General features: G+C 76.6%; 11 protein-coding genes. 1 reads left to right on the top strand and 10 read right to left on the bottom strand.

The window, feature by feature from the left end; translation table 11 throughout:
- Positions 1–17 precede the first annotated feature (17 nt).
- Positions 18–527, bottom strand: a complete 510-nt coding sequence (locus ABD158_RS12045; protein ID WP_344007473.1) for an O-acetyl-ADP-ribose deacetylase — start codon at positions 525–527, stop codon at positions 18–20.
- Positions 524–1,483 (bottom strand): DNA topoisomerase IB, encoded by a 960-nt coding sequence (locus ABD158_RS12050; RefSeq protein WP_344007475.1) that lies wholly within the window; start codon positions 1,481–1,483, stop codon positions 524–526. The genes ABD158_RS12045 and ABD158_RS12050 overlap by 4 nt, the downstream gene beginning before the upstream one ends.
- Positions 1,484–1,575: 92 nt before the next feature.
- Here ABD158_RS12050 and ABD158_RS12055 point away from each other — a divergent pair, with 92 nt between their 5' ends.
- Entirely contained in the window at positions 1,576–2,115 is a 540-nt protein-coding gene (locus tag ABD158_RS12055) for a GNAT family N-acetyltransferase (protein WP_344007477.1), read from the top strand.
- 14 nt (positions 2,116–2,129) lie between these two features.
- Here the strand turns inward: ABD158_RS12055 and ABD158_RS12060 are convergent, their stop codons facing one another.
- The 8 genes from ABD158_RS12060 to ABD158_RS12095 form a co-directional block, all read right to left on the bottom strand.
- The gene (locus ABD158_RS12060) at positions 2,130–3,185 is read right to left on the bottom strand and encodes a hypothetical protein (RefSeq protein WP_344007479.1); all 1,056 of its coding nucleotides are present in this window, start codon (positions 3,183–3,185) and stop codon (positions 2,130–2,132) included.
- Positions 3,182–4,402, bottom strand: coding sequence for a class I SAM-dependent methyltransferase (locus ABD158_RS12065; RefSeq protein ID WP_344007481.1), 1,221 nt, complete (start codon positions 4,400–4,402; stop codon positions 3,182–3,184). Before ABD158_RS12065 ends, ABD158_RS12060 begins: the two co-directional genes overlap by 4 nt.
- Before the next feature lie 132 nt (positions 4,403–4,534).
- The gene (locus ABD158_RS12070) at positions 4,535–5,599 is read right to left on the bottom strand and encodes an NADH:flavin oxidoreductase/NADH oxidase (protein WP_344007990.1); all 1,065 of its coding nucleotides are present in this window, start codon (positions 5,597–5,599) and stop codon (positions 4,535–4,537) included.
- Between the two features lie 150 nt (positions 5,600–5,749).
- Positions 5,750–8,605: an FAD-binding and (Fe-S)-binding domain-containing protein gene (locus tag ABD158_RS12075; protein WP_344007483.1), complete on the bottom strand. Its 2,856-nt coding sequence runs from the start codon at positions 8,603–8,605 to the stop codon at positions 5,750–5,752.
- The gene (locus ABD158_RS12080; RefSeq protein ID WP_344007485.1) at positions 8,602–9,864 is read right to left on the bottom strand and encodes a hydroxyacid-oxoacid transhydrogenase; all 1,263 of its coding nucleotides are present in this window, start codon (positions 9,862–9,864) and stop codon (positions 8,602–8,604) included. Before ABD158_RS12080 ends, ABD158_RS12075 begins: the two co-directional genes overlap by 4 nt.
- 51 nt (positions 9,865–9,915) lie before the next feature.
- Positions 9,916–10,821 carry an NUDIX hydrolase gene (locus tag ABD158_RS12085; RefSeq protein ID WP_344007487.1) on the bottom strand — a complete coding sequence of 302 codons (906 nt, stop codon included), beginning with the start codon at positions 10,819–10,821 and terminating at the stop codon, positions 9,916–9,918.
- Positions 10,822–10,830: 9 nt separating this feature from the next.
- Positions 10,831–11,685: a lysophospholipid acyltransferase family protein gene (locus ABD158_RS12090; protein WP_344007489.1), complete on the bottom strand. Its 855-nt coding sequence runs from the start codon at positions 11,683–11,685 to the stop codon at positions 10,831–10,833.
- 28 nt (positions 11,686–11,713) lie between these two features.
- Positions 11,714–12,988, bottom strand: coding sequence for a geranylgeranyl reductase family protein (locus tag ABD158_RS12095; RefSeq protein ID WP_344007491.1), 1,275 nt, complete (start codon positions 12,986–12,988; stop codon positions 11,714–11,716).
- Between the last annotated feature and the right edge of the window lie 54 nt (positions 12,989–13,042).

Below are 13,042 nucleotides of genomic sequence, written 5' to 3' on the forward strand. Positions count from 1 at the left end.
GAATGTTCCCGGACCCGTCACCCCAGCGCGGCCCTCAGCGCCTGCTCCGCGCGGGCGTCGTACGCGACGAGACGGACCTCACGCACCTCGGTCGGGGTCGACCGGAGCGTGTCCACGGCCGCCGCGGCGGCGTCCTCGAGGGGCCAGCCGTAGGTCCCGGCGCTGACGAGGGGCACGGCGACGCTGCGGGCGCCGAGCTCGTCGGCGACGGCGAGCGCACCGGCGTAGCAGGAGGTCAGCAGGGAGCGGTCCGTCTCCCCCGCCCGGTGGTCCGGTCCGACGACGTGGATCACCCAGCGCGCGGGCAGGTCGCCCGCCGTGGTCCACCCGGCGCGGCCGGTGGCCAGCCCGTCGGGGAAGCGGCGCCGGCAGTCCTCGAGCACCGCGGGCCCGCCCGCGGCGTGGATCGCACCGTCGACCCCGCCCCCGCCGCGCATGCCGCGGTTGGCCGCGTTGACGACGGCGTCGACGTCCTGCGCGGTGATGTCGCCGCGCACCACGGCGAGGTCGGCTCGGTCCCGGCTCATCGGTCCTCCTCGTCCAGGAGGGCCAGCGTCGCACGCTCCAGCGCGGCCTGGCGCTCGTCGGTGGTGTCGTAGGACGCTCCGGTCGCCGCGGCGATCGTGCGTCCCTGGCGGTAGGCCTCCGGGACCCGGGGGTCGACGTAGGAGCTGCGGGCCATCGTGGGGGTGTTGCCGAGGAACGACGCGACCTCCTTCATCGCGCCCGACACGGCGCGCTTGCGGGAGGCCTCCGTCTCGCCCGGCTCGGAGGTCTCCGCGAGCGAGACGGCGGCGAGCACGGTGGCGTGCCAGGTGCGGAAGTCCTTCGCGGTGCCGTCGAGGCCGGTGGTCTCGCGGACGTAGTCGTTGACCAGCGCCGGGAGCATCGAGCGCCAGGAGCGGCCCTGCTTGTAGGCGAGCAGCCGCGGGTCGTCGGCGCTGCGCCGGCGGCGCATCACCTCGATCGCCTCGATGACGACGGCGTCGTCGATGGTGATCTCGTGGTCGACGCCCGACTTGCCGGTGAAGGAGAAGACGAGCTGCTCCTGGGTGCGCCGCACGTGGCGGCGCTCGAGCGTCGTGAGCCCGAAGCTGCCGTGCGTGTCGGCGTACACGTCGTTGCCGATGCGGAAGTACCCCAGGTCCAGCAGCCGTACGGCGGCCGCGCAGGCGCGCTCGACCGGCATCCCCCGGCGACCCAGGTCGTCGACGACCCGCTCGCGCGCCGTCGCCAGCGCCTGGCCGAACTCCTCCATCCGCCGGAACTTCGCGACGTCGCGCCGCAGGCGCCACTGCGGGTGGTAGAGGTACTGACGACGCCCGGCGTCGTCGGTCCCGACGGCCTGCAGGTGGCCGTTCTCGTGGGGCGTGATCCACACGTCGCGCCAGGCGGGCGGGATGACCAGCTCCTGGACCCGGCGCGTCTCGGCGTCGCCGAGCCGCTCCCCGTGCTGGTCGCGGTAGGAGAACCCGCGGCCCACCTTCCGCCTCGTCCACCCCGGTTGCGAGGGCGAGGTCCGCTTCAGCCGCACCACGGGCGGGACGGTACCCAGCAGCTCGTAGATTGCGTGCCGTGATCCCCCGCACCGACCTGGTCGTCCGGCCCCGGACGACCACGGACGTGCCCCCGCTCGTGGAGGTGCTGGCCGAGCAGCAGCCGGCCTCGCGCTACCCCTTCCGGTGGCCGCTGCCGTTCCCCGCCGAGGAGTTCGTGGCGCGCGCCGGGGAGGAGGCCGCGTGGGTGGCCCGGGTCGACGGGCGCGTCGCGGGTCAGGTCGCGGTGCTGGGGGTGGCCGACGACGAGCTGGGGCGGGCGTGGTGCGCCGCGACGGGGCTGGCGCCCGCGGACCTCGCCGTCGTGGCGTCGTTCTTCGTCGGGACCCGCCACCGCGGTCGCGGGGTCGGGCGCGCGCTGCTGGCGACCGCCGTCGGGTGGGTCCGCGAGCGGGGTCGGCTGCCCGTCCTCGACGTGGTGCAGGGCCACGCCGCGGCGGTCCGGCTCTACACCTCGGCGGGCTGGCGCACCGTCGGCGAGGCGAGGCCGCCGTGGCTGCCCGACGAGGAGCCGCCGGTGCTGCTCATGGTGCTGGACCCGGGGGCCGGTGAGCGGTGAGCGACCGGTGAGGCTCAGCGCGGACGCAGGGCCAGCAGCAGCACGACGACGACCCCGACGCCGAGGACCCCGCCGACGAGCCAGTTGACGCGGCCGGGACCGAGCTCGACCGACCGGTCCACCTCGGGCGCCTCGAAGCCCTCCGGGGTCTCGATGATGGTCGGTCCGGTCGGCGAGGCGGAGGCCGACGGCTCCGGCTCGTCCAGCAGCGCCCGCAGGGCGTCGGGCAGCGCGACGAAGAGCACCGGGGTGAACTGGCCCTCGGTCGACACGTGCAGCCGCCCGTCCTCGGCGATCGAGATCGCCTCGCCCTGCTCCTGCTCGGGCAGGGTCAGCTCCCCCACCGGCTCGAGGTCGGGCCAGGAGTAGAAGACCGCCTGACCGTAGTTGCGCAGCACCAGGTGGCGTCCGTCCGGCAGGAACGCGCCGTCCGTGGCGATCCCGAGCAGGCGCTGGCCGCCGACCCGCTCGAGGCGGTTGGGCCCGTCGGGGTCGAGCCGTGCGGGGGCGCGGAAGACCTGGCCCCCGAAGACCTCCTTGGTGACCACCAGCAGCCGTCCGGTCCCGGGCTCGGCGAGCAGGGACTCCGCGTCGGGCGACGCGCCCCCCGGGTAGACCAGGTCGTACGACGGGGCGTCGAGCGTGCGCTCCCCCCGCCCGGTCGGCACGCGGTGGACGGTGACCGCGTCGCGCTCGCCGGTGTTCTGGCCGATGTCGCCGACCCAGACCGCGCCGTCTCCGGCCGGGGCGAGAGCCTCGACGTCGACGACGTCCTCGGCGTAGGTCGTGACGCCGACGGTCTCGCCGGTGGCGGGGTCGACGGTGAAGACCCGGGGGTCGTCGCCGGAGTCGTTGACCGTGCGGAACAACCCGCCGCGGTCGACCAGACCGCTGGACTCGACGATCTCGGGGTCGGCGAAGACGAAGGCCTCCCGCACCGACGCCGGCTCGTCGGCGTACGCCGCCGGCAGCCCCGTCAGCGACGGCGCGACGAGGAAGCCCAGGGCGAGCGCGGCCGCGCCGAGGGGCCACGCGGACCGCCGACCGACCCCGCCCGCGGGCGCGGTCACGGGGCGTCCACCAGCTCGGCCAACCGGGGCGAGAGGCCCCAGTCGCGGCTCAGCGCGTCGTGCTCGGCTCGCGCGGCGTCGTCGCGGACCCCGGTCCGCACCCCGCGCAGCAGGGTGTTGCGGGGCGTGTACTCCGGGTCGACGAGCTGCACCACGTCGGTCCGGTACCCGAGGGAGCGCAGCAGGGAGGCGCGCAGCGCGTCGGTGAGGGTGTCCGCGAACCGCTCGCGCAGGATGCCGTGCCGGGTCAGCATCGGCCAGGGCGCGTCCGCCGTGGACCGCTTCAGCTGGGCGGCCACGTCGTGGTGGCAGCAGGGCGCCGCCAGCACCACCGGCGCCTCCCAGGCCACCGCCCGGGCGAGGGCGTCGTCGGTCGCGGTGTCGCAGGCGTGCAGCGCGAGCACCACCTCGGGCGGCTCGGGGAGCTCCACCTCGCCGATCGCCCCGACCACGAAGTCGGCGCGCGCGGAGAGCCGGTCGGCCAGCCCGGCGTTGTGGTCGTGGGACTGCTGCTTGGTGTCGACGCCCGTCAGGTGCACCGGCAGGCCGCGGACGTGGCCGAGGTAGCGCTCGGCGGCCAGCGTCAGGTAGGCGTTGCCGCAGCCCAGGTCGACGACCCGCCAGGGGTCCTCGGGGGTCGGCCGCCGCAGGTGGCCGGCGTCGAGCGCGTCGGTGAGGACGGCGTCGAGCAGGCGCAGGAACTCCTCGACCTGGCGCAGCTTGGCCTGGCGGCTGGGCTTGACCCGCCCGTCGGCGTCGGTGATCCCCAGGGCCGCGAGGACGGGGTCGCCCAGCGGCAGCAGCCGCTCCTTGGCCCGGTCGTGGCTGCGGTCGACCCGCACCTGCTCGTCGCGCCGGGCCCGGTGGAGCACCGCCTCGCCGGACTTGGTCACCCGCACCTGGGTCGTCGCGACCCCGTCGGCGGTGGCGCGCTCGTCGTTCCAGTGGCCGAACGGCATCGCCAGCAGCGCGTCGACCGCCGCGTCCGCGTCGGCGCCGGAGGCGTGGTTGGCGGTGTGCGCCTGCGTCGCGTCGTACGACGTGACCTGGAGGTGCGGCCCGGCCTTGAGGTCCACCCACCGCAGCTCGACGCGGCGCCAGGGCGGCCGGTCGACGCCCTTGCGCCGGCCGGAGGCGACGGCGCGCACCAGCCCGTCGGCGTCGAGCAGGTCGTCGCGGACCTGCGCGAGCGCCTCGGGCAGCGGCAGGGCGGGCACGGCGGACGGGCCTCCTGGGGACGGGCGGGGCGGGGCGGCTCAGACGAGCGCGGCCACCACGACGACGACGAGCAGGGCGATCAGGGCCACCGGGATCACCAGGCGGCGGTGCCGGGGGTTCACTCCGCGAGCCTACCGACCGGTGCTCCACGCGCCGGCCGCGTGCTGCACCGGATAGGGCGTGGCCTCGCGCGGCAGGCCGAGCTCGGCGGCGGCACGCAGCGGCCACGACGGCTCCCGCAGCCCGGCACGGGCGAGCAGGACCGCGTCGGCGGAGCCCTCGGCGAGGATCTTCTCGGCCTGGCCCGGGTCGGTGATCTGCCCGACGGCGCCGACCGCGACACCGGCGTCGCGCACCTCGCGGGCGAAGGGCACCTGGTAGCCGGGGCCGGTCTCGATCGGCGCGTCGGCGACCGCGCCGCCGGAGGAGACGTCGACGAGGTCGACGCCGCGCTCCGCCGCCAGCGCCGCGAGCCGGGCGCTCTCGGCGGGGGTCCAGCCGCCCTCGACCCAGTCGCTGGCCGAGACCCGCAGCAGGACGGGCCGGTCGTCGCCCCAGGCGGCGCGCACGGCGTCGACGGTCTCGAGGACGATCCGGGTGCGCCCCTCGAAGTCACCGCCGTAGGCGTCGGTGCGGGTGCTGACCAGCGGGGAGAGGAACTCGTGGAGGAGGTAGCCGTGCGCCGCGTGGATCTCGACGACGTCGAAGCCCGCGTCGGAGGCGCGGCGGGTCGCGTCGGCGAACGCCTGCACCACGGCGGCGACGTCGTCGGTGGTCATGGCCCGCGGAGCGGCGTACCCGGCGAAGGGCTCCGCCGTGGGGCCGATCGTGCCCCAGCCGCCCTCGTGCAGGGGCACGCTGCCGGTCCCGCGCCACGGGGCGTACGTCGAGGCCTTGCGGCCGGCGTGCGCGAGCTGGACCCCGATCGGCGTGCCCTGGGTGCGGGCGAAGTCGGTGACGCGGCGCCAGGCCGCGACCTGCGCGTCGTCCCACAGCCCGGTGTCCTCGGGGCTGATCCGCCCGTCCGGGGTCACCGCGGTCGCCTCGGTCAGCACCAGCCCGAACCCGCCGGCCAGACGCGCCCCGAGGTGGGTCAGGTGCCAGTCGGTCGGCACGCCGTCCTGCGCGGTCACGGAGTACTGGCACATCGGCGCCAGCCAGACCCGGTTGGGGATCCTGAGGCCGCGCAGGGTCATCGGCTCGAACAGCAGCGGGGTCGTCTCGGTCACGTGGGGTCCCAACCCCCGGCGCACCCGGCGCCATTCCTCCCCGTGGCGTCGCGCATCTCTCACCGGACGAGGTGACACGGATCTTCCCGTCAGAGCCCGATCAGACGCTGCGACGCCTCAGAGGTGCTGCGCCCAGAGCTCGGCGAGGTGGACGGCGGGGACGTCGGCGAGGTCGTCGAGCTGCAGCCGGCAGGACATGCCGTCGGCGAGGACCACGGTGCCGGGGGCGGCGGCGCGGACGGCGGGCAGCAGCTGGGTCTCGGCGACCGCGACGGACACCTCGTAGTGGCCCTTCTCGACGCCGAAGTTGCCGGCGAGGCCGCAGCAGCCGCCGACGCGGGTGACGTCGGCGCCGGCCTTCTCGAGCAGCGCCTGGTCGGCCGCCCAGCCCAGCACGCTCGCCTGGTGGCAGTGCGGCTGCGCCACGACCGTGACGCCGGACAGGTCCGGCACCGGGAGGTCGAGGCGGGTCGCGAGCTCCGCGAAGGTCACCATCGCGTCGGCCACCCGGCGGGCGGCCGGGTCGTCGGTCAGCTCGACGGCGTCGGTGCGCAGCGCGGCCAGGCACGACGGCTCGAGGCCCAGGATCGGCACCCCCGAGTCGGCGTACGGCGCGAGCGTGGCGACGGTCCGCTGCACGATGCGGCGGGCGGTGGTGAGCTGGCCGGTGGTGATCCAGGTCAGGCCGCAGCAGGCCTTCTCGTCGATCACGCGCACGGTGAGACCCGCCGCCTCCAGCACCCGGATCGCGGCCTGCGCGGTCTGGGGCAGGAAGTGGTCGGTGAAGGAGTCCGCCCAGATCCACACGTCCGGCCGGGTGGGCGCGGTGGCGGACGTCGCGCGGGAGCCGGCCGGCGTCGAGCGGCGCAGCGTGCGGGACGCGAACCTCGGCACCTCGCGGCGCTGGTCGATGCCGGCGGTGGCCTTGGCGAGCCGGGCCACGGGCCCCAGGCGCAGCGCCGCGTTGAGCGCGGGGGCGACGGGCGCCGCGAGCCGCGTCCACAGCGGGAGGCGGCCGAGCGTGTAGTGGCTCAGCGGACGACGACGGCCGTCGTAGGTCTGGTGGAGCGCCTCCGACTTGTACGTCGCCATGTCGACGCCGGTCGGGCAGTCCCGGGAGCAGCCCTTGCACGACAGGCACAGGTCGAGGGCCTCGTGCACGGCCGGGTCGGCGAGCCCCGCGACCAGGGTGCCGTCGACGGCCTCCTGCAGCACGCGGGCCCGTCCGCGGGTGGAGTCCTTCTCGTCGCGCGTGGCCTGCCACGACGGGCACATCACGGTGCCGGGGGTCGGACCGGCGACGCACTTGCCGACGCCCGTGCAGCGGTTCACCGCGGTCCCGAGCGAGCCGGCGTCGTGGGTCATCCGCAGCAGCGGCAGCGGCTCGCGGTGGCGAGGGCGCCCCGGTCGCAGCGACGCGTCCATCGGGTCCGGGTCGACGAGCACGCCGGGGTTGAGCAGGTTGTCGGGGTCGCAGACCGCCTTGGCGGCGGCGAACATCCGCATCGACTCGGCGTCGTACATCCGTCCGAGCAGCTCGGAGCGGGCACGCCCGTCGCCGTGCTCGCCCGACAGCGAGCCGCCGTAGCCGCGCAGCGCGTCGGCGGAGTCCTCGAGGAAGGACCGGAAGGTGCGGCGGCCCGCCTCGTCGAAGGTGAAGTCGATGCGCACGTGCACGCAGCCGTCGCCGAAGTGGCCGTAGGGGACCCCGTCGAGGTCGTGGGCCTCGAGCAGGGCGTCGAAGTCGCGCAGCCACGCGCCGAGGTGCTCCGGCGGCACGGCGGCGTCCTCCCAGCCGGAGTGGGCCGGGCGGGACAGCGAGCGGGCGGCGAGGCCGGCGCCGTCCTCGCGGATGCGCCACAGTGCGGCCGACTCGGCCGCGTCGTGCACGACCCGCGACTCCAGCGCGCCGGCGGAGCGCGCCACGGCCTCGGCGACGGCGGTCGTCTCGGCCTCGGTCTCGCCGGTGACCTCGGCGAACAGCCAGCCCGCCCCGCGCGGCAGGTCGGGCACGGCCTTGCCGGCCCGGCGGACGCAGTCGACGATGCGGGCGTCGAGGCCCTCGCAGGCCACCAGCGGGTGCGCGAGCAGCGCGGGCACGGCGTCGGCGGCCTCGGCCATGGACGGGTAGCCGAGCACGACGAGGGTGCGCACGGGGGCGTCGCGGACGAGGGCGACCTCGGCCCGGGTCACCAGCCCGAGGGTGCCCTCGGAGCCGACGAGGAACTTGTCGAGGCGGCGGCCGTTCTCGGGCAGCAGGTGCTCGAGGGAGTAGCCCGAGACCTGGCGGGTGAAGCGGCCGAAGTGGGTCCGCACGTGGGCCAGGTCGGCGTCGACGACCGCCGCGAGGGCGGTGGCCGCCGGGCCGCCGGCGGGCGCGTCGGCGGAGGAGGTGACGACCTCGCCGGTGCCGAGCACCGCGGTCAGCGAGCGCACGGTGTCGACGGTGCGGCCGTAGCCCAGCGCCCGGGAGCCGCAGGCGTTGTTGCCGATCATGCCGCCGATCGTGCAGCGGGTGTGGGTCGAGGGGTCGGGTCCGAAGCGGAGCCCGTGGGGCGCGGCCGCCTTCTGCAGCACCGCGTGCACGGCGCCGGGCTCGACGACCGCGGAGGAGGTCTCGGGGTCGACCGAGAGCACGCGGTTCAGGTGCCGTGCGGTGTCGACGACCAGCCCGGGGCCGACGGCGTTGCCGGCGATCGAGGTGCCCGCGCCGCGCATGGTCAGCGGGACCCCGATCTCGCGCGAGGTCTCGGCCACACCGAGCAGCTCGTCGACGTCGCGCGGACGCACCACCGCGGTCGGCACGAGACGGTAGATCGAGGCGTCGGTCGAGTACAGCGCCCGGGTGAGCGTCGAGTCGTCGACGTCGGTGATGCCGCGGCGCCGCAGCGCCGCGAGCACCTCGGTCGCGGCGGGCCCGTCGTACGACGTGGGCTCGTCGGGGCGGGCGGGGCGGGTGGGGGTCGTGGTCACCAGTTCTCCAGGGAGCCGCGGACGATGCCCGCGAGGTCGTCGGCGGCGGCCTCGCGGGGGGCGGTGGCCAGCAGCCGCTGCTGCTTGAGGGCGCCCTCGACGAGGTCGTCGACGTCGCCGGCGCCGTAGCCGACCTCGGCGAGGCCGCTGGGCAGGCCGATGTCGCGCATCAGCGAGGCGACGACCGTGGGCAGGGTGTCGGGGCCGGGGTCGACCACGTCGGGGTCCAGCAGCCGTGCGGCGCGGACGTGGCGGTCGGGGTCGGCGGGGAAGGTGAACCGGAACGCCTCGGGCGCGGTCAGGGCGACGGCCATGCCGTGCGGGACCATCGGGTGGTCGCCGGGGTAGTCGGGCGGCGTGTAGTCGCGCACCCGGCCGGCGATGGGGTAGGCGCAGGCGTGCGGCAGGTGGACGCCGGCGTTGCCGAAGCCCAGGCCCGCGAAGGTCGCGGCCATCGACATCTGCTCGCGGGCGACCGTGTCGTCGCCGTGCGCGACCGCGCGGCGGAAGGAGCCGGCCAGCAGCGACAGCGACTTCTCCGCCCACATCTCCGCGACCGGGTTGGCGCCGCAGTAGGGCACCCGCTCCTCGGGCCGCTTGGCCGGCAGGTCGGCGTACCAGCGGGCGGTGAGGCTCTCCAGCGCGTGGCACAGGATGTCCATCCCGGAGGCGGCCGTGACCATCGCGGGCTGGCTGATCGCGAGGTCCGGGTCGACCACGGCGAGGGTGGGCCGCAGGGCGGTGTGGCTGATGCCGGTCTTGACGTGCTGGTCGAGGACGTCGAGCACGCACACCGTCGTCGACTCGCTGCCCGTGCCGGTGGTGGTCGGCACGGCGAGCAGCGGCAGCAGCGCCGCGGTCGGCGCGCGTCCGCCGCCCACGGGGGCGTTGACGTAGTCCATGAGCTCGCCGGGGTTGGTGGTGAGCAGGTTGACGGCCTTGCCGGTGTCGATCGCCGAGCCGCCGCCGACGGCGAGGACCGCGTCGAAGGGACCGTGCTCGCGCCCGAAGGCGACCGCGTGGGCGAGGGAGACGTCGGTCGGCTCGACCCGCGCCTCGTCGTAGACGACGACCTCGATGCCGTGGGCGGTGACCTCGTCGGCGATCCGCGCCGGGTGGCCGGTGGCGGCGACGCCGGGGTCGGTCACGAGCAGCACCCGCCCGACCCCCCAGGAGCGCAGGTCGTGGCCGACCTCCGAGGACGCGCCGCGCCCCATCTTGAGGGCGGGGGCGGCGTAGGTGAAGACGGTCTCGCTCACGGCTCCGAGACTACGCGCGGGAGCACGGACGCCGGACCGCAGGCGCAGGTCTCAGACGCGCGCGAGCGCGGCCCGCACCAGCGGCCGCACCGGGTACGCCGGGCCCCCGACCTCGCCGAGCGCCACCCAGGCGCACGCGTCGGTGGTGCCGTCGACCTCGACCGGGCGCGGGTCGCCCCGCCCGACCGTGGCCGCGAAGACCAGCTGGACGGCGTGGAAGTCCTCCCGCCGCCCCGAGGGCGCGGTGCCGTCGAAGTGCGCGCTGTCGACGTCGAGCAGGGCGCCGACCTCGCAGGTCAGCCCCGTCTCCTCGGCGACCTCGCGCACGACGGTGTCGCGCGGGTGCTCCCCGTGGTCGACGCCGCCGCCCGGCAGCACCCACTCGCCCGGGTGCGGCCCGCGCGCGGAGTTGCGGGACAGCAGGACGGCGCCGTCGCGGACGACCAGCGCGTACGCCGCGACCCGCTGCCGGCGCACCGGTCCGGCGTGGTCGGCGAGGGCGTCGAGCACCATCGGGACCACGGGCACGGTGCCGTCGAGGACGTCGGCGACCCGCACCCAGGCCGACGCCATGGTGGAGCCGTCCTGCTCGACCACCCGCGGCGCCGGCGCGTCGGGGGCGACCCAGCCCTCGTAGACGATGCGCAGCGCGTGGGCGTCGACGCGACGGCCGTCGCGCCAGGCGTGGGGCAGGTGCGCCGAGTAGACGCGTGCCCGGTCGCCGACCTCGGCCACCAGCCCGGTCTCCTCGACGATCTCGCGGCGCACGGCGTCGCGGGGGTCCTCGCCGTGGTCGAGCCCGCCGCCGGGCAGCGTCCACAGCTCGTCGGGCGTGATCCGCTCGGCCAGCCGGGCCAGCAGGATGCTCGTCGTCCGCGGACCGCCGGTGCCGGGGCCGTCGACACGCAGGACGACGGCGTACGCCGCCACGCGCTGTCGTCTCGGGAGTCCGCCCACTCCCCCAACCTAGTCCGGCCGACCGAGTGCCCCCGCAGGCGACCCGACCGTCTCGGGCGGCGGTCCCCAGGCCACCGGGACGGCCGCGCGCGGGACCCGTTCCCAGGCCGACACCTCCGCCCGGGTGTGGGCCCGCCCGCCGAGGTGGGCGGGGTGCCAGCGGGCGTCCTCGCCGGGGCGCGGCTGGTGGTGGGGCAGCGCCTGGAGGTCGGCCAGCAGCGCGGCGAGCCGCCGTCCGAGGCGGATCGTCAGCGACGTCGCGTCGTCGTCGGGCCGGGGCACCAGCGGTGCGTCGATGCGCACGTCGACGACCCGCCCCCGGGTCCGGTCGGGCCGCCCCGGGCTGCCGTCCTCGGCCGGGGCGACGGGCCACAGCCGCTGGGTGCCCCAGATGCCGACGGGCAGCAGCGGGGCCCCGGTCTCGAGCGCGAGGGCCGCGGCGCCGCGCATCAGGGGCCGCACGACGTACGCCGTGGACACACCGGCCTCGGGGAACACCCCGACCGCCTCCCCGGCCTCCAGCAGCCGTCGCGCGGCCAGGTACGCCGCGGCGGGAGCGCTGCGGTCGACCGGCACGTGCCGCATCCGGTCGAGCGCCCGGCCCGCGACGCGGGAGGACCAGACCTCGCCGCGACACAGGTAGCGCAGGCGGCGGCCCGCGGGCAGCACGGACTTCTGCAGGACCACGAAGTCGGGGTAGGCGACGTGGGTGGGCGCGAGGACCACCGGTCCCGACCGCGGCACGTGGACGACGCCGCGGGTGCGCACCTCGATGCCCCAGGCGCGCAGGCCCGCGGCCCCGACGAGCAGCGCGGCGTCGTGCCAGGGGTCGCGGGGCGGCACGAGCCGCGCCGGCGCCGCCATCAGCGGCGGGCCGTGGGGAGGGGGGCCATCAGGCGAACGGCGGTCGCGCGTCGCGCGCGATCGAGCGTCGACCGGCCCAGCGCCACACCCGGGCCGCGCGGTCGCGGTCCTCGTCGGTGACGAGGTTGCCCATCCAGCGCAGCGCGAGCGTCATCAGCAGGTCCGAGCGCATGCCGACCGGCCCCAGCGCGGGCAGCAGCCGCGGCACGGTCACGAGGCCGGCGAGCCGGCGCGCGATCGAGAACGACTCCCCGTAGTGCTCCCGCAGCAGCGCCGGCCAGGCCCGCGCGAGGTCGGCGTCGGCCGTCTCGGTGGAGGTGAGGAGGTCGGCCAGCAGCCGGCCGCCCTCGAGCCCGTAGTCGATGCCCTCGCCGTTGAGGGGGTTCACACAGCCGGCGGCGTCGCCGACGAGCGCCCAGTTGGCCCCGGCGACGCCGGAGACCGCGCCGCCCATGGGCAGCAGCGCCGAGGTCGGCGCGCGCAGCTCCTCGCCGAGGCCGAACTCCTCGCGGCGCTGCGCGGCGTAGTGGGCCATCAGCGGGCGCAGGGCGACCTCGGCGGGGCGCCTCGCGGTGGCGAGCGTGCCGACGCCGATGTTGACCTCGCCGGTGCCGTCCGGGCCCGCGGTCGCGCCGAGCGGGAAGATCCACCCGTAGCCGGAGAGGATCTCGTCCTCGGTGCCGCGCAGCTCGAGGTGGGACGAGATCCACGGGTCGTCCGCGCGCGTGGAGTCGACGTACGCGCGCCCGGCGACGCCGTAGACCGTCTCGCGGTGCCACTCGCGGCCCAGCGTCCTGCCGAGCGTCGAGCGCACGCCGTCGGCGACGACGAGCCGGCGGCACGCCACCTCGCGGCGGACGTCGCCGGCCTGGAGGACGACGTGGCTCACCCGCTCGCCGTCGCGGCGCACGTCGACGGCCCTGGTGCCGTCGACCGCGACCGCCCCGGCCTTGATCGCGGTGGTGCGCAGGTGGTCGTCGAGCTCGGTGCGGGCCACGGCGGAGCCCCACTCGGGCAGGGTGCCGCCGGGCCACGGGAGATGGAGGGTCTGCCCGAAGCCGTGCGCCCGCAGGCCGCGGCTCGTGACGTGGCTGCGCAGCCAGTCGCCGAGGCCGAGCCGGTCCAGCTCGCCGACCGCGCGGGGGGTCAGGCCGTCGCCGCAGGTCTTGTCGCGCGGGAAGACGGCGCTGTCGACCAGCGTCACGTCGAGGCCGGCGCGGGCGGCCCAGGCCGCGGTCGCGGAGCCCGCGGGGCCGGCGCCGACGACCAGCACGTCGGTCGAGTCGGGCAGCACGTCGCTCACGCGGCCATTCTCCCAGAGCACCGAAGGCCCGGCGGAATCGCGCACACGCCCCGC

The organism is Nocardioides lentus (assembly GCF_039529515.1).
Lineage (GTDB): Bacteria > Actinomycetota > Actinomycetes > Propionibacteriales > Nocardioidaceae > Nocardioides > Nocardioides lentus.

Bases quoted from the DNA above. Each gene is read 5' to 3' on its own strand.
- ABD158_RS12070 (WP_344007990.1), bottom strand. From the start codon at position 5,599: ATGACCCTGCGCGGCCTCAGGATCCCCAACCGGGTCTGGCTGGCGCCG.
- ABD158_RS12045 (WP_344007473.1), bottom strand. From the start codon at position 527: ATGAGCCGGGACCGAGCCGACCTCGCCGTGGTGCGCGGCGACATCACC.
- ABD158_RS12090 (WP_344007489.1), bottom strand. From the start codon at position 11,685: ATGGCGGCGCCGGCGCGGCTCGTGCCGCCCCGCGACCCCTGGCACGAC.